This window comes from Acinetobacter sp. ESL0695, assembly GCF_029392135.1.
GTDB classification, from domain to species: domain Bacteria; phylum Pseudomonadota; class Gammaproteobacteria; order Pseudomonadales; family Moraxellaceae; genus Acinetobacter; species Acinetobacter pollinis.
On the sequence record NZ_CP113932.1, the window covers coordinates 1,760,306 to 1,777,136 of the forward strand.

Sequence of the window (16,831 nt, forward strand, 5' to 3'; positions counted from 1 at the left end):
TTTCTTACTAAAAAATCTATGAATTAAGTCAAATTTTTAAAAAAATATGTTTTACCGTTTTCACCTGTACTAATACTAAGCGTACACATAGCGTATAGCTTAGAACCTGTGTGCCCTGTTTCTAAAGTGAAGTATCTATGTATGCACTCATCATCGTTGGAATTTTTTTCGCGAGTCTAGCCTATACTTATTATAGAGGTCAGGTTCGTTTAAAATTTTCTAGACAGCTTTTCGACCACTCGACTTTTTTAGGCCCAGTCAATATGTTTATGACTGGCTTTTCTAAGTTACCAAATCGACCTTTCTTCGATCTAAAAGACTTTCCCGAATTAAAACCTTTACAAGATAATTGGGAAATTATCAGAGAAGAAGCACTTCAGTTAAACCATCAAATTAAAGCAGCTGAAAGTAATAATGATGCAGGCTTTAACACATTTTTTAAACGTGGTTGGAAAAGATTTTATTTAAAGTGGTATAAAGACTCTCATCCATCTGCACAACAACTATGCCCTAAAACCGTAGCAATACTCGAAAAAATTCCTTCGGTAAAAGCGGCAATGTTTGCAGAACTACCTTCTGGAAGCTATCTCGGAAAACATAGAGACCCTTATGCAGGCTCTATTAGATATCATTTAGGACTTTCCACCCCAAATCATCAAGATTGTTTTATTGAGGTTGATACCGAACGTCATAGCTGGAGAGATGGCGAAGCCACTTTATTTGATGAAACCTATGTACATTGGGCACAAAATAAAACAGAACAAACCCGTATCATTCTATTTTGTGATATTGAGCGTCCAATGAAATGGAATTGGGCACAGCGATTTAACCATTGGTTTGGTCGAAACGTTATGGCTGCAGCAAGCTCACCCAATGACGACCAAGACCAAACAGGTGGAATTAATAAGGCGTTTAAATATCTATATGCCATTCACACCAAAGGAAGAGAACTCAAGGCAAGAAATCGTTCGATGTACTATGTAACAAAATGGACGCTATTCTCTACCATTATTTTACTCATTCTATTACCAAGTTTTATTTAAAATATAACGAAAAGCGGATGCAATACTTTGTATCTGCTCTTTTTTAAGTAATAATATATATATAGATACACTGATCATTTTAAGTCAGCAATCGTCTTATCATTTTATTGATGTTATTTTTTACCATAAAATTTGGTGAATGAAATCTATAAAATAAAACGCTTTCGGTGATACTCTTTACGATATCGAGTTCATAATATTAGGATCCACAATGACTGATAATGCAACAATCTTGCAAAATATACCTGTAGGGCAAAAAGTTGGTATTGCCTTCTCTGGTGGTTTAGATACATCTGCAGCATTACTTTGGATGAAGCAAAAAGGCGCTCAACCTTACGCTTACACTGCAGACTTAGGTCAACCAGATGAAGATGACTACAATGCCATTCCAAAAAAAGCAGAACTATATGGTGCAGATAAAGCCCGATTGGTTGATTGCCGACTTCAACTTGCTTTAGAAGGTATTGCTGCAATTCAATGTGGCGCATTTCACATCAGTACAGGTGGTGTCCCTTATTTCAATACAACACCTTTAGGTCGTGCTGTAACAGGAACTATGCTTGTTACAGCCATGAAAGAAGATGATGTAAATATTTGGGGTGATGGCTCTACTTACAAAGGAAACGATATTGAACGTTTCTATCGTTATGGTCTGCTTACCAATCCAGCACTAAAAATCTATAAGCCATGGTTAGACCAACAATTCATTGATGAATTAGGTGGCCGTGCTGAAATGTCACAGTTCCTGATTGACAATGGCTTTGATTATAAAATGTCAAAAGAAAAAGCATATTCAACAGATTCAAATATGCTAGGTGCAACACACGAAGCAAAAGATCTCGAATATCTTGATGCTGGTGTAAAAATTGTTGAACCAATCATGGGCGTTGCCTTCTGGCGTGATGATGTTGAAATTAAACCTGAAGTAGTAACTGTGACTTTTGAAGAAGGCATGCCTGTTGCACTTAATGGTACTCGCTTTGACAACCCTGTAGACCTTATTTTAGAAGCCAATAAAATTGGTGGTCGTCATGGTTTAGGTATGTCTGACCAAATCGAAAACCGTATTATTGAAGCAAAATCTCGCGGTATTTATGAAGCTCCAGGTATGGCACTACTTCATGCTGCTTATGACCGCCTTGTTACAGGTATACACAATGAAGACACCATTGAACAATACCGTATTAATGGTCTACGCCTAGGTCGCTTGCTTTACCAAGGTCGTTGGTTTGATTCACAAGCACTCATGCTACGTGAAACAGCTCAGCGTTGGGTTGCAAAAGCAATCACTGGTCAAGTGACTTTAGAACTGCGTCGTGGGAATGACTATAGTATTTTAAATACAGAATCTCCAAACCTAACTTATGAAGCTGAACGCTTAACCATGGAAAAAGGTGATTCAACATTCACACCAATGGACCGTATTGGTCAATTGACTATGCGTAACTTAGATATTATCGACACGCGCGCAAAACTTGGAATCTATAGCCAAACTGGTTTGCTTTCCATTGCTCAAGGTTCTGCTGTGCCTCAGCTTGAAACCAAAAAGAAATAAAACCTAAAAAACTGCTCTTCACGAGCAGTTTTTTTTAAGTATTATTTTCTGATCTCTAGCTTGCTTCTTTAAACATAAGCATTGCTGTAATCACACAGCATTATGATTTTTGAGCTTTATGCATTATCATTTACTTTATTTTTTAGCTTGAAATGACCTTGAATACAATAACATTGACTCAGCCAGACGATTGGCACGCGCATCTTAGAGATGGTCTTGCACTTGAACGTACAGTACCTGATCTTGCTCAACAATTTGCTCGTGCGATTTGCATGCCAAACCTTGTTCCACCTGTAAAAACAGTAGATGAGGCCATCGCATACCGCAATCGCATTATGCAACATGTTCCAGAAGGTAATCCTTTTGATCCACGTATGGTTTTATACTTTACAGATCAAACATTGCCCAGTGAAATTGCTAAAATTAAAGCATCTGATTGTGTAAACGCAATTAAGCTATATCCTGCAGGTGCAACAACCAATTCAGATAATGGTGTTAGCGATATTCGCAAAGTCTATGCGGTCATTGAAGAAATGGAAAAACATCAAATTCCATTATTACTTCATGGTGAAGTTACACATAAGCATGTCGACATCTTTGATCGGGAAAAACGCTTTTTAGATGAAGTACTCTCTCCGCTTATTCAACAATTTCCTGATTTAAAAATTGTTCTAGAACATATTACGACCAGCGATGCCGCGAATTTTGTATTAGAGCAAAGCAAGAAAGTAGCAGCGACAATTACACCTCAGCATCTCTTATTTAATCGTAACGATATGCTTGTAGGTGGAATAAAACCACATTTCTATTGTCTACCTATTTTAAAGCGTCAAACACACCAATCGACCTTATTAGATGTCGCAACAAGTGGAAGTCCTAAATTTTTCTTAGGTACAGACAGTGCACCACACGCTCAAGATGCTAAAGAAAATGCATGTGGATGTGCAGGTTGTTATAGTGCCCCAACTGCAATTGAACTTTATGCTCAGGCCTTCGATCAGGTAGGTAAAATAGATCGCTTAGAAGGTTTTGCTAGCCATTTTGGCGCAGATTTCTATGGACTACCAAGAAATACATCGACCATTACACTTAAAAAAGAAGATCAAGTTATTCCAGCAAGTTTAAGCTATTTGGAAGACCAACAAATTATTCCACTGTATGCAGGACAAACAATTCAATGGAGAAAAATGTGACAGAAGCAGTCAATACACCGTTGATTGGCCAACGTTTCCGTGGCTTTTTGCCTGTTGTTGTGGATGTGGAAACAGCAGGCTTCAACCCTCAAACAGATGCTCTACTAGAAATTGCATGTATACCAATTGTCTATAATGATGAGGGTATCTTTGTACCAGGGCCATCTATACATGCTCATATTAATCCCTTTGAAGGTGCGAATTTAGATCGTCGTTCATTAGAGTTTATTGGTATAGACCCTTACAGCCCTCTAAGAATTGCAATGGCTGAAGATGAAAAGAGTGCTTTAAAACGTATTTTTAAATCACTAAATGAAACTAGACGTCAACAAAGATGCTCGCATGCCGTTTTAGTTGGGCACAATGCTCATTTTGACTTAAGTTTTTTACGTGCAGCAGTAGATCGTACTGGTACAAAAAACCAAAGCCCTTTTCATAGCTTCTCAGTATTCGATACAGTTACACTAAGTGCAGTGATGTTTGGACAAACGGTGTTGGCTAAATCGTGCATCCAAGCGGGTATCGAATTTGATGGTAAAGAAGCACATTCAGCACTGTATGATACAGAGAAAACTGCCGAACTATTTTGCTATATTTTAAACAAACTTGCTCCACATACACTTGACACACTGATTCCTGCAGAATAGAATAAGCCCACTTCTATACGTCCCTATCGTCTAGAGGCCTAGGACATCGCCCTTTCACGGCGGTAACCGGGGTTCGAATCCCCGTAGGGACGCCATATATTTAAAAGCTCACATTTATGTTGGGCTTTTTTATTGTCTAACATTTAATAAAAAAGGAGGAATTTTAAAATCCCTCCTTTAAGTGATCTACTTGTTTGGAACCTGAATAACCGTACCTAAACGTAACTGTGCATTCGGTTTCAAATCATTCATTTCTGCCAATACTTTAGGTTCAATCCCATATTTGTTGGCTAAACGAATCAAATTATCGCCAGATTTCACCTTATAATCGACTGTTTTCTTTGGTACCTGAATAACCTGACCTTTACGTAAATTCGCCTTCATTTTAAGATCATTCATTTCAGCAAGATCTTTCACACTGAGATCATAACGTGCTGCAATCGCATGTAATGATTCACCTGCCTGAACTGTATAACTTTCAGTTTCCTTACCACTTTGCAAATTTGATACAGATTTCTCTTTCACCTTTTCAGTTTGCACTGTCGGCTTCACCACAGATGTAGCTGTATCCGTATTGTCATCATCATCCAATTTCAGCTTTTGGCCTACACGTACACCAGAATTTCTCGACAGACCATTCAGCTGTGCTAAATACTCTATTTGTAAATTATAGTGCGATGCGATACTTGATAGCGTATCACCGCTTTTAACGGTATATTCTGTCGGTGTTTGAGTACCCTCCGGTACTTTAATTGTTTGACCAACACGAACTTGGTAATTGCTCTTCACATGATTGAGTTTTGCCAATTCATTTAAAGACAAATAAGACTTAGCTGCAATAGAATTAAGTGTTTCACCACGTTTCACTTTATAAGCTTCCGTGACAACTTCACTACTACGAGTTGCTTTATCTTTTTCTTTATCGTCCACCTGCGTTACAGGAACATTAATTTTTTGTCCTACTTGCAAGCTATCGTTTGCAGACAAATCAGGTGTTAAATCTGCAAGCTCTTGATTAGATAAACCATATCGATCTGCAATTAACTTCAGGTATTCACCACGCTTTACGCTATAAACCTGTGTTTTCACCTTAGGTGATTTTCTTACTTCAGGTACATCTTTCGGTGCTTTAAGTACTAACTTTTGACCGATTAGCAAATTACTGGTTGGCGATAAACCATTCCAATCTGCCAAATCTTTCACGGAGATATTAAATTGACTTGCCAGAGTTGTTAAATTGTCATTCGCTTTAACGATATAACTCTCAGGGCGCTCTGGTGCAGACTTTTGTATTTTTGCATCATATAAATATAAAGTATTCCCTACATATAACGGCGCATTTGGATCAATCTGATTCCACTTTGCAATATCTCTCCAATTCACACCATTTTTCATCGCAATTGTAGCTAAGGTATCTCCAGCAACAACAGTATAAGTACTACGCTCACCTTTTGGTGTCACTGCAACAATATCTGTATCTGTCTTTATATAGTCTCTATCTTTATTTCTTTTTGCTTCATCTGAGTCTTTTGTAACCGTATCCACAACATTTTTTGGATAAGAGAAGCTTTTAGTAACCTCTTTACCTTCACTATCAGCAACAGACTGACTGGTTTGAATAGCAGTTAACTTAATTTTACCATCTAAAGGATCGACAACCTGTGTACCAGAAGGCGCAATAGCTTTAATTTCATTAATCACTTGTTGCTGTTCAGATGTGTCCGCTATAGGCTGTACAACATTTTTAACTGTTTCTTTGGCATCATCTGCTTTAATTTCAGATAAAATACGATCTCTTTCACGAATTGAAATTGGTGGCTCGGTATTGACCGGCTTTTTTAAATTACTTGCATTGGTTACTGCAACAGGAATACGAGGTGCGCTCGGTACATCTGCATTATTTGCAAAGGCTGCAAGAGCATCTGGATTGACTGGGGTATTTGCACGACTACGATCAGGAATAGGTTTAGCACTACCCACAATAACAGGTTGTGTTGTCACTGTACTTTTCACAGATGAAGATGCAGTATTTACCCAAGTGTTATTGCCTGTATATCCTGTACCTTTTAAAGCAAGTAATTTACGATCTATTGCTGGACTAACATCTGAAGGAATTAAAATCCTTCCTGGACTATCCGTATCAATATAGTCACCACGATAACCTGGATTCAGTGCATATAACTCTGTGCGAGAAAGCCCAGATAAATCAGCAATCTGTGCCATAGATACACCAGGCTGTATTTTTATTTCTCTAAAGTGAGGTCTATTTGCAATAGGTGGCAATGTTACGCCATAGGCACGAGGGTTCTTAATAATCTGTGCAACTGCCAAAAACCGTGGAACATAGTTCATGGTTTCCGCAGGCAATTTTAAAGACCAATAATCTGTTGGCAATCCTAAAGACGCATTACGATTAATTGCTTGCTGAACACGCCCTGGCCCTGCATTATAAGCTGCAAGTGCCAATTCCCAAGATCCGAACTGATTATATAAACTACCTAAGAACTCATAAGCAGCACGCGTAGATTCCACGACATCACGGCGTCCATCATATGAACTGGTTTGTTGCAAACCATAAATTTTCCCCGTACTTGGAATAAATTGCCATAACCCTGTTGCAGAAGCCGAGCTTGTTGCTGCTGGGTCATAAGAACTTTCAATCACTGGTAATAATGCCAATTCAGTTGGCATACCACGACGTTCAGCTTCTTTCACCGTATGATATAAATAACGACTGGCACGTGCACTTAAACGATCTAAATACGGCTGGCGCGAAATAAACCAACTCCGTTGAGCCTCAATACGCGGGTCCCAATGTGTCTCATCCATTTTAAAACCAACAGTCATGCGTTTCCAAACATCACCATGTTTTAAAATCAGAAGTCGATCTCCCTCTACTGCACGCATATCTGTTGCGGACAATAAATCTTCTAAAGAATCTAAAGAACTCACATCCAAATAATCAGATGAACCGACTTGCTTCGACTTAATTGCTGTTGTTTGTGTTCTTGTTGGTGTAGAGCTACACCCCGTACTTAAGATTAACGCTGCAACGGTTGAACCTAATAATGATACTTTAAAAATTTGCGGTGCAGAAATTTGCCACAATACCGTGGTAGGTCTAAACATATACAATCCCAAACAAGCCGTGAGGTACTAATTCTTTGTTCCATTTTATTAAAGCTGACCTAAGGTACAACACTCTAATTTATGCTAGTCTACATTAAGTGTTACAAGAAATTAAAAAATCTTGTAAAACTACTGAAAACAAGCATTTTGCACGGTAGAATAAAACGTTTCACCACAACTTTTAGTTTGGATTTTGTATCATGTCACAAACAATTACACTTTATGTTGACGGCGCTTGTCGTGGGAATCCTGGATTAGGTGGTTGGGGTGCTTATATCATTATGCCAGAAGGGGAACATAAACTGTCTGGTGGTGCAAAACTAACAACAAATAATCGTATGGAGCTAACTGCAGCAATCGAGGGAGTTCAGTTTTGCCCAGTCGATGCAAAACTCATTATTTGGACAGATTCCAATTATGTTAAACAAGGTATTACCGAGTGGATTCATGGTTGGAAGAAAAAAAACTGGAAAGATGTTAAAAACCCAGATTTATGGCAAAAACTTGACGAAGTTTGCCAACAGAGAAATATAGAGTGGAATTGGATTAAAGGCCATGCAGGTCATGAAGGAAACGAAATGGCTGATCAACTTGCAAACAAAGGTGCAGATGACTTCTTAAAAGATCCAAATGCGGGGCCAGCACACGAGTTTAAGAAAAAAAAAATTGAAGATGATTGGATTTTAGATGACCCTTTTGGATTTGATTTACATGAAAAAGAAGAGGATACAGATCATATTGAACATCAGGTAGACAATTCAATACAGCACCCCCATATTAAAATTACGCCTCAAGAAAAAAATATCCATGGTCCAAGACAACTTATTTTAGATACAGAAACGACTGGCTTTTATTTTCAAGATGGTGACCGCATTATTGAGGTTGGTGCCGTGGAAATGATTAACCGAAAGCTAACTGGTAGCTCCATTCATATTTATATTAATCCTGAAAAACCTGTTGGTGACTCTGTTGAAGTCCATGGTATTACAGATGAATTTTTAGCAGACAAACCGAAATATCAAGAAATCTCTCAGACTTTATTTGAGTACCTAAAAGGTGCCGAAATTATTGCCCACAATGCATCTTTCGATATGAACTTCCTTAATATGGAATTTGAAAGAGCTGGGTTTCAAAAGCTCTCAGATGTGTGTCAAGTCACTGATACACTTGCAATGGCGAAAAATAAACATCCTGGCCAAAAGAACTCACTTGATGCCTTGGTAAGAAGATACGAAATTCCTGCAAGAGACAGGACATACCACGGTGCCCTACTCGATGCCGAGATTTTAGCAGACGTCTATTTAGCAATGACAGGTGGCCAAGTTGCATTTGATATGGATACTTTGTCACAAGATTCACAAAATTCAGATCAAATACAGCATAAAGCACATATAAATGTTGCTTTACCTGTGATTTATGCCCTAGACTCAGAGTTAGAAGCACACGAAGCATGGCTAGAAGAAATTGCTCAAAAAAATGGTGAACCAAGCATTTTTGCAAAACTGGGGTAAATACACACATTCGTTTCATTGAAACAAAGGTGGCGTATGATATAGAAATTGGTTCTCTTTTTATTTTACTATTCATGCTTTCACTGTATTATCTTAATAAGTAAAGGCACGCTCACTGCTGCGGATTAATAGATAGGTATATTTCATGTCGGATCAAATCTCTACATCTTTCAACCCAACAGCACTACTGATGGTCAAATCCGAAATAGATAATTCGATCCAACAAATAGAAACGCTCATCTCTAGTTTGGTCGAAGATCAAAAACTACCTTTTGGACTCGATGATGCTGTGGTACAGCTTAGTCAGTGTGCAAAGGTACTTTATCTGATTGATCAGCCTACACTCGGTAAAATTATTGATTACAGCGCTGAAATTACTCAGCAAGTGATGCAAACGCCTGAAAAAGTTGATGTCAAAGATATACACATCATTAGTAAGTCATTGCTTGGTGTAAAACGCTATATCGAATTTAGCTGTCTAGAAGAAAAGAATGTACCTGCTTTTTTACTTGAACATCTCAATGAGTTAGAAGCAAGACTAAACCACCCAGTTACTCAAGAAGGTGCTGGACTCGAACACCACTTTTCTGAACAACCTACACTAAACATTCAGATAGAAAAAGCTGAGAAATCTCTATATACGCACCAGCTCTATAAAATATGTTTAAAGCAACTTTTAACACAGCATCTGACAGGTTTAGATAAAGCAGCACTTATTGCTGTAGGTCAACAACTTGTACACCAATCTGAAAACACACCAAGTTCGAATTATTGGAAGTTTGTATATCAAACATTTAATAACATTGATCAAACATTCTTTAGCACACCTCGCCTAAGAACATTCATTCAGATTGAAAAAAATATCGAACACTTTTTTGTTTCGACAGCAACATTTGAACCTACAAAATCAGAATTTGCCAATGTCCTTCGAATTTGCTTGGGTCAAGATTCTAAAATCGTAGAAGACTTAAAAACGCAACTCTCCTTAAAACAGGATATTATTTCCGATCAAGCACTTGTGGAGCTACAACAAAAACTACGTGCACCAGATTATGAAACGATTAATGCCGTTGTAGAGCTCCTTAGTCAGGAAATTACGTCTGTTCACCAAGAAGTTGAGTTTAACTATAAAACAATGAATGCGGAGCGCTTCCAAAGCCTTCATAAACAACTTTTGGAAATTCGTAATACACTCACAATACTGAACCTCAATCATATTTCAGCAAACTTGACTCACCATTTAGATACACTCACTAGCGTAGAGCAACTACAGCAAGACCAAACAACACAAGAGCTCATGCAAAATTTACTGCAAGCGCTAAATGAGTTAGGTTTGTTTATCCGTAAAAATACGCCTGATTTATTACAAAGACCTGTGAATAACCCTAATATTGCACTTGACCGCTTAGATAATGCCTATACTGCACTTGCACAAGAGTTACATGAGTTGGTTGAAGAAAATGCAAACTTATTGACTGGTTATCATGAGTCGGAAGATAAATCTTCATTTGAAGAACTTCCACACGCACTTGAAGAAATGGCTGGTGCTTCTCTATTCTTATTTAATAGTGAAGTGATTTACCATGCATTTTTAAACTGTGCTAAGTTTGTAAAATCTAAAGAAGTTCTTGAAGAAAATGACATCAAAATTATTTTAAGCGTATGCGCAAGTATTGCAGTAAGTTTAGAAGAAATTGCAAATAAACAGCCTGTCATGTTTGGAATGTTTGATGTTGCTCTAGAGAATAGCCAAAAACTCCAACATGCCGCATAATTATGTCACAAGAAAAAATAGCATATATTTATGAAAATCAGCAGTTGCTTGTTGACCATAACTGGCAACTGCCCAAAGTTAGTTCTTGTTTAGCCGATATTAGACTAGATGAACCTTGTACTGCCATTGCAAGACAATGGAATGAAAACGATGAAATTCCAAATGGATTTCAATTTGTATCTTTACGCCAACTAATTCCTGTCTGGGATCATCAAACTTTTGAACAAGCCAGTCGTGCTGTTCAATTGTTAGAGTGGAAAAAGAAACATCGTTTTTGTAGCCAATGCGGAACAAAAACCAGAATGCACCATACAGAACATTGTATGGTCTGTCCAAATTGTCATTATCGTCAGTATCCTAGAATTAGCCCATGTATCATCACCATTATTACACGTGGTGATAACGAAGTACTTTTAGCAAAATCGATTCATCGTAAAGATAATGTATACGGTTTAATTGCAGGATTTGTTGAAGTTGGCGAAACATTAGAACAGGCGGTTGCGCGTGAGACACTGGAAGAAGTCGGCGTTCATATAAAAAATATTCGCTACTTAGCAAGTCAACCTTGGCCGTTCCCAAGTAATTTAATGCTCGCATTTCATGCAGAATATGCAGACGGCGACATTAAAATTCAAGAAGATGAAATTGCTGATGCGCAATTTTTTAAACAAACTGCATTACCCGAAGTCCCTCATGCTGGTAGCATCGCGCATCGATTAATCATGCACATTACCCAAGGTATACCGCTTTAAAACCTCTAATCATCATCCTAGTCTATTAGGATGATGATTGATTTAAACAACGCTCAATTTCACGAAGAATCACAGTTTTTGTTTTAAAGAACTGACTTAAGTGGCTTGATAAACTACCAATTAAGCTAATATGCCCCGTTCTAGGAATCACTTCTACTTTACTTTTATTCTTTTGAGCCTTCAATGCAGCATGCATGTCCATTGTATTGCTACGCGCAACTAAAAAATCTTTAGAAGCAAGTAATAGGATGTGTTCAATATTGTTATTCTGCACAAAATAATAAGGCATTGTTTCTTCTTTAGTCCGCTTCACATCAAAAGCTTGCTCTAAATTTGAATCTCCCATGTAATTAAAATGATATGGGCCTGCTAATCCAATGATCATTTTAATTTTACTATAAGCATGAAATGCATATTTTTGAGGATGATAGACTGCAGACATAATATTAAATGCACCCGCTGAATGTCCCATCAATACCATTTGGTGTGAAGGCAATTGTTTTTCTAAATGATTTAAAGCAAGTACAAAATCATCCACATAGGCAGGAAATTTAAACTCAGGTGCTAATCGATAGTTGATAATCGCAACATCAAAACCCTCTCTAGCGAAGCTTTCACCAACAAATAAGTAGTCTTCCTTCTTACCATGAGACCACGTACCACCATGCACAAAAATAATAAGTACAGGTTCTTGCCTTGGTTTTTTTGTACGATATAAGTCAAATGTTTGACGAGCATGTTCACCATACGAAACATTAGAAACAAGGTCAAAGTGTTCACGCGGAGTCCAACGATTTAGACGTGTACTCACAACGTCGTACAATCTAAACTCTTCAACTCTATTTTTAATTTGAACCCAATGTGGATAAAACATTGAGTTCAAATTTTCTTTAATTTTTATTTTTCGCATAGAATTAATAATTATATGGTGTTGTTGAAGCGGTACCAGTTGTATCAGGTGATCCTGCAACAGCTACAGGCGTTTGAACTGTAGGCTGAGGTGTTTGCGCTCCTGTACTTTGAATATTATCAATTAAGGTTACAATTCTTGTAATATCACCGACTTGTCCAAGCACATTATTTAAATCTGCAATTTCAGCATTATTTAAGCGCCCCATCACATATAAAACACCATCTTCTGTATGTACAAGTACTTTACTGTCTGAAATAACAGGAGCTCTTGCAATAAGACCACGTGTATTTGCAGTCACTGTAGCATCTTGCATGATCGTGCCATAACTAATTTGACTTCCCACAGTCATATAGTCATGTACAGATTTCACATCACTCATTGCTTTTAAATTATCTTCGGCCAATTTTTTAAGGCTTTCATCAGGAACTTGTCCTGTAATCAGCACACTTCCAAAAAAACTCTTAATATTTACACGTGACTGCTTAAAACGAGAATCTAATTTATAAAGATTAATATAAGCCGTGCGTTCAATAGACTTATCAATCAGTACTTGCCCCAATGAACGCACACCACTTTCCGTACCAACTGGTGTAGAACCTGTACCACCAGAAATAAAACTCGCACAACCCGACAAACTTGCTGCACATATAAGAGCAAGAAAAATACGCTTAGACACCCAAATAAACTCCTTTATCACCGTTTAACTTTAGATAAGTTACAATTCAGTATACGCTTATACCTCATCCAAATTAAATGCATCTTGAATCCACTCTAAATCATAATTGAGTAACGAAAAATCTTGCAGTATAGGTTTTGCAACTTGTTGTTTAATTTGAATACAAATAGCATCGAATCTTAGATCATAACTTTCATAAACAGGATATTCTTGTAAAAAAACATATGCCGTTTTAATAATCTTTCTTTGCTTAGTGATCGTAATAGATTCACTTGCATTTCCATAACGTAGCGATCTTCTTACCTTTACCTCAACAAATAAAATCGTACCATTTCCTTCAACAATTAAGTCAATTTCTCCATAACGAGAACAATAACGTGTTTGAAGTCGTTTAAATCCATTTTGCTCTAGATAAGATAAAGCCGTTGCTTCACCCCAAAGCCCAATTTTTTTCGTGTCCCACATCATAATTTATAAAAAACAATAATATTAACATGACTATCAGTTCCCACGTCTTTTTTTAAATCGGGTACACTATTGAGTTATTGATTGATTAGGAAAGAAGTACATGAGTATGAATGCACAATTATTTGTCGTTGCAACCCCAATTGGGCATTTAGATGATATGACTTTCCGCGCGATCGAAGTCCTCAAACAGGTTAAATTAATCGCAGCTGAAGATACACGCCAATCTATTCAACTTCTTAAACATTTTAATATTAATACTCCATTAACAGCATGTCATGATCATAATGAGTCTCATAAGATTGACCAACTACTTGAAACCTTAAAATCTGGTGAGAGTATTGCATTGATTAGTGATGCAGGCACACCACTGATTAGTGACCCTGGTTTTAAACTTGTGCGTGCTGCACAAGAGCATCATATACGAGTGACTCCCGTTCCTGGTGCATGTGCTGCCATCGCTGCGTTAAGTGCTGTTGGTTTACCGAGTGATCGCTTTAGTTTTGAAGGGTTCTTACCTTCTCGCTCTTCACAACGTATTTCTCAACTCGAACAATTAAAAAATGAAACACAAACCATGATTTTCTACGAAGCACCTCATCGTATTTTAGAGTGTGTGAAAGACATGTCTGAAGTATTTGGCTCTGAACGAAAAGTAGGTTTTGCACGAGAAATTACAAAGACATTTGAAACCATTAAGCAGTTTACTTTTGCAGAGTTGGTTTCTTTTATTGAGCATGATAAAAATCAGCAAAAGGGTGAAATCGTTTTAGTAGTCGCAGGGTCTACACAACAAAAAGATTTACAGCAAGAAAAACTAGATGAAATCCTTACACGCATGTTAAAAGACTTGTCCGTAAAAGCAGCTTCTCAGCTTGCTGCAGACCTCTTTGGTATTAAAAAGAAAGTTGCTTATCAACGTGCTTTAGAACTTACACAATAAATTTTAAAGGAAGGGGTTAAGATGACGAAGCCCCTTCTTAAAAAATGGAACATTTTATCTGGCTTAAAATATACTTTTTTATATAATAAAGCTTTTGAAATAGCTTCTCGTGTACCACTCGCATTCTGGCCTTACGGTTCTTGAACTTTTAATTTCAATATCTATATTAGCCACTATCTTATGTATTGCCCTACCCAATTTTTCTGGCTTATACGCATCTCAAGAAAGTCAAAGTACAATTCATTACCTTAAAACACTAGTTCAAAATGCAAAAGTAGAAGCGAGACTTCGCCAGCAAGATGTAACGATTTGTCCAAGTATCAACGGCGTGACTTGTACAAACCATAATGATTGGAGCAAAGGGGCCTTGCTATATATTGATAAAAATAGAGATAAACAATTTAATCAGAATGATCAAAAAATAGAGTTTACGCCTTTCGTACTTAAGCACGGAAAACTCACATGGCATGGAAGTCTAAGGAAAAATTTTATTATTTTTAAATCTAGTACAGGCCTACCTCAAGGTTATATTGGGCACTTTGCCTACTGTAGTTCAAATAAAGAAGTTTTCTATCGAGTTACGCTGAATATGATGGGACATACTCAGCATAAACCCATTAACTCTTGTTAGTTAAAAAATACGGTTTGTATCTCTCGATCTTTGAGGAGCTTTGGCTAAAGCAGACAATGTGTTTTTAGCAATTGTTAGATAGTGAGGTGCGACTGCATCTTTTGCAAGCACACTTGGAAAACCACGATCTGTATTTTCACGAATTGTTTTTTCAAGTGGTAGACGACCCAATAGCGGAATATTATATTGTTTTACCAATTCTTCTCCACCGCCTACTCCAAAAATTTCTTCTTCATGACCACACTGAGAGCAAATATGTGTGGACATATTTTCAATTACACCTAATACAGGGATAGATACACGATTGAATAGCTCGATTCCTTTAACAGCATCAAGTAGTGCTATATTTTGTGGTGTCGTTACAATAACAGCGCCAGTCACAGGTATGCGCTGTGCAAGTGTCAATTGAATATCCCCTGTACCCGGTGGCATATCTATCACCAAAACATCTAACTCTGGCCATAATGTTTGGTTAAACAACTGCATGAGTGCACCTGTTGCTTTTGGACCACGCCAAACGACAGGGGTATTATTGTCCCCGGTTAGATGACCGATAGATAGTACAGCCATTCCATGAGCCTCTAATGGAATAAACTTTTCATCTTCTATTAATGGTGTTTTACCTGCATTTCCTAACATCGTTGGAATACTTGGGCCATAAATATCTGCATCCAAAATACCAACTTTTTTTCCTTGCTGTTGTAACGCCAATGCTAGATTTACAGTCGTTGTCGATTTACCTACACCACCTTTACCAGACGAGACTAAAATGACATCTTTAATTCGAGGATGAGCAGGAATTTCAGTTTGTTTAGGCACACTTTTTTTCGTGCTCTGTGCAGCATCGACAGTGGGAGGAATTTTAGCTTTTTGCTCTTTTTGTTGAACAATATGGAGGTTCAACGTTTGAATGCCACACTGTTGTAAGGCGGCAGAGAGATCATCATGAATTTTTTGCAAATCGTTTGCTTCGGATGGAAAGCAATTCATAGTCAACTGCAAAGTATAATCTTGAAGTTGTAAGGCAGTAATACGGCTTTTTAAGCTGTCATCATTAGGAAGTTTATAGTTTTGTAAGACAGTTTGGATGTCATCTTCACTGACTCCTTTAGCAGGTGAAAAAACCGACTTTAGTGAAGAAAACCATGACATATTCATGCTCCAGAACAGCAAATAAGATCACCTAGTTTAACAGTATTTTTCTCTTATCGGCTATGCCTGAATACGGCCACCTCATCACAAAATGAGGTGGCTTAGTTGTATTATTTAGTTAAGTCATCAAACTTTTTTTGCGCTGCTTCTTTCAGTTCGTCAAACTTATTACCTACAGTTTCCTTAATGTCATGCGCTTTTTGCTTTGCTTCATCAACTTTTTCGTCTAATGATTCTTTCAAAGACTCATGCTTGTCATGTGCTTCTTGTTTCCAATCATCAATTTTTTCTTGGCCTTCTTCTTTTTTCTCAGAAGCTTGTTGCTTTAGCTCGTCTAATTTGTCTTCACCTTTTGACTGAGCTTCTTGCGCTTTTTGCTTTGCTTCTTCTGAAAGTTCGTTTGCTTTATCTTTTAGGTTGTCAAAAGTATTATTGTCAGTCATTACA

15 protein-coding genes and 1 tRNA gene are annotated in these 16,831 nt (G+C 37.5%); 10 read left to right on the plus strand and 6 right to left on the minus strand.

All coding sequences use genetic code 11. The features are described from left to right. Positions 1–137: 137 nt before the first annotated feature. From lpxO to OZX61_RS08455, 5 genes are all read left to right on the plus strand, one after another. A complete protein-coding gene (gene lpxO / locus OZX61_RS08435) occupies positions 138–1,043 on the plus strand; it encodes a lipid A hydroxylase LpxO (RefSeq protein WP_277094525.1) in 906 nt (301 codons plus the stop codon). A gap of 196 nt (positions 1,044–1,239) precedes the next feature. Next, complete coding sequence (argG, locus tag OZX61_RS08440) at positions 1,240–2,598, plus strand: argininosuccinate synthase (RefSeq protein ID WP_195771517.1); 1,359 nt, start codon at positions 1,240–1,242, stop codon at positions 2,596–2,598. A 158-nt stretch (positions 2,599–2,756) separates the two neighbouring features. Next, positions 2,757–3,791, plus strand: coding sequence for a dihydroorotase (pyrC, locus tag OZX61_RS08445; protein WP_195771509.1), 1,035 nt, complete (start codon positions 2,757–2,759; stop codon positions 3,789–3,791). Next, positions 3,776–4,438, plus strand: coding sequence for a ribonuclease T (gene rnt, locus OZX61_RS08450; protein WP_195771508.1), 663 nt, complete (start codon positions 3,776–3,778; stop codon positions 4,436–4,438). The genes pyrC and rnt overlap by 16 nt, the downstream gene beginning before the upstream one ends. A gap of 19 nt (positions 4,439–4,457) precedes the next feature. Next, positions 4,458–4,533: transfer RNA gene (locus OZX61_RS08455), tRNA-Glu, on the plus strand. A gap of 91 nt (positions 4,534–4,624) precedes the next feature. Here OZX61_RS08455 and OZX61_RS08460 read toward each other — a convergent pair. After that, positions 4,625–7,567: a LysM peptidoglycan-binding domain-containing protein gene (locus tag OZX61_RS08460; protein WP_277094526.1), complete on the minus strand. Its 2,943-nt coding sequence runs from the start codon at positions 7,565–7,567 to the stop codon at positions 4,625–4,627. Positions 7,568–7,767: 200 nt separating this feature from the next. Here OZX61_RS08460 and dnaQ point away from each other — a divergent pair, with 200 nt between their 5' ends. From dnaQ to nudC, 3 genes are all read left to right on the plus strand, one after another. Beyond that, a complete protein-coding gene (gene dnaQ, locus OZX61_RS08465; protein WP_277094527.1) occupies positions 7,768–9,078 on the plus strand; it encodes a DNA polymerase III subunit epsilon in 1,311 nt (436 codons plus the stop codon). Positions 9,079–9,223: 145 nt separating this feature from the next. Then, positions 9,224–10,852, plus strand: a complete 1,629-nt coding sequence (locus tag OZX61_RS08470; protein WP_277094528.1) for a chemotaxis protein — start codon at positions 9,224–9,226, stop codon at positions 10,850–10,852. A 2-nt stretch (positions 10,853–10,854) separates the two neighbouring features. Further along, positions 10,855–11,604, plus strand: a complete 750-nt coding sequence (gene nudC, locus OZX61_RS08475) for an NAD(+) diphosphatase (protein WP_277094529.1) — start codon at positions 10,855–10,857, stop codon at positions 11,602–11,604. A gap of 25 nt (positions 11,605–11,629) precedes the next feature. Here the strand turns inward: nudC and OZX61_RS08480 are convergent, their stop codons facing one another. From OZX61_RS08480 to OZX61_RS08490, 3 genes are read right to left on the minus strand one after another with little or no spacing between them, the layout of a single operon-like run. Continuing rightward, positions 11,630–12,478 (minus strand): alpha/beta hydrolase, encoded by an 849-nt coding sequence (locus OZX61_RS08480; protein WP_277094530.1) that lies wholly within the window; start codon positions 12,476–12,478, stop codon positions 11,630–11,632. A 40-nt stretch (positions 12,479–12,518) separates the two neighbouring features. Beyond that, positions 12,519–13,193 carry a BON domain-containing protein gene (locus OZX61_RS08485; RefSeq protein ID WP_195771502.1) on the minus strand — a complete coding sequence of 225 codons (675 nt, stop codon included), beginning with the start codon at positions 13,191–13,193 and terminating at the stop codon, positions 12,519–12,521. A gap of 57 nt (positions 13,194–13,250) precedes the next feature. Further along, complete coding sequence (locus OZX61_RS08490; protein WP_277094531.1) at positions 13,251–13,661, minus strand: YraN family protein; 411 nt, start codon at positions 13,659–13,661, stop codon at positions 13,251–13,253. 106 nt (positions 13,662–13,767) lie between these two features. On the opposite strand from OZX61_RS08490, the gene rsmI reads away from it, so the two are divergent. Beyond that, positions 13,768–14,601 (plus strand): 16S rRNA (cytidine(1402)-2'-O)-methyltransferase, encoded by an 834-nt coding sequence (gene rsmI / locus OZX61_RS08495; protein WP_277095645.1) that lies wholly within the window; start codon positions 13,768–13,770, stop codon positions 14,599–14,601. A 109-nt stretch (positions 14,602–14,710) separates the two neighbouring features. Continuing rightward, entirely contained in the window at positions 14,711–15,232 is a 522-nt protein-coding gene (locus OZX61_RS08500; protein WP_277094532.1) for a GspH/FimT family pseudopilin, read from the plus strand. Here OZX61_RS08500 and apbC read toward each other — a convergent pair whose 3' ends face one another. Beyond that, positions 15,233–16,384 (minus strand): iron-sulfur cluster carrier protein ApbC, encoded by a 1,152-nt coding sequence (apbC, locus tag OZX61_RS08505; RefSeq protein ID WP_277094533.1) that lies wholly within the window; start codon positions 16,382–16,384, stop codon positions 15,233–15,235. It lies immediately after the preceding gene. Between the two features lie 110 nt (positions 16,385–16,494). Beyond that, entirely contained in the window at positions 16,495–16,827 is a 333-nt protein-coding gene (locus OZX61_RS08510) for a hypothetical protein (protein ID WP_277094534.1), read from the minus strand. Positions 16,828–16,831: the final 4 nt, after the last annotated feature.

Excerpts from the sequence above, each read along its gene's own strand:
- rnt (WP_195771508.1), top strand. The coding sequence starts at position 3,776 with ATGGAGAAAAATGTGACAGAAGCAGTCAATACACCGTTGATTGGCCAA.
- OZX61_RS08460 (WP_277094526.1), bottom strand. The coding sequence starts at position 7,567 with ATGTTTAGACCTACCACGGTATTGTGGCAAATTTCTGCACCGCAAATT.
- rsmI (WP_277095645.1), top strand. The coding sequence starts at position 13,768 with ATGAATGCACAATTATTTGTCGTTGCAACCCCAATTGGGCATTTAGAT.
- OZX61_RS08490 (WP_277094531.1), bottom strand. The coding sequence starts at position 13,661 with ATGATGTGGGACACGAAAAAAATTGGGCTTTGGGGTGAAGCAACGGCT.
- OZX61_RS08480 (WP_277094530.1), bottom strand. The coding sequence starts at position 12,478 with ATGTTTTATCCACATTGGGTTCAAATTAAAAATAGAGTTGAAGAGTTT.
- nudC (WP_277094529.1), top strand. The coding sequence starts at position 10,855 with ATGTCACAAGAAAAAATAGCATATATTTATGAAAATCAGCAGTTGCTT.
- OZX61_RS08510 (WP_277094534.1), bottom strand. The coding sequence starts at position 16,827 with ATGACTGACAATAATACTTTTGACAACCTAAAAGATAAAGCAAACGAA.
- lpxO (WP_277094525.1), top strand. The coding sequence starts at position 138 with ATGTATGCACTCATCATCGTTGGAATTTTTTTCGCGAGTCTAGCCTAT.
- apbC (WP_277094533.1), bottom strand. The coding sequence starts at position 16,384 with ATGTCATGGTTTTCTTCACTAAAGTCGGTTTTTTCACCTGCTAAAGGA.
- dnaQ (WP_277094527.1), top strand. The coding sequence starts at position 7,768 with ATGTCACAAACAATTACACTTTATGTTGACGGCGCTTGTCGTGGGAAT.
- OZX61_RS08470 (WP_277094528.1), top strand. The coding sequence starts at position 9,224 with ATGTCGGATCAAATCTCTACATCTTTCAACCCAACAGCACTACTGATG.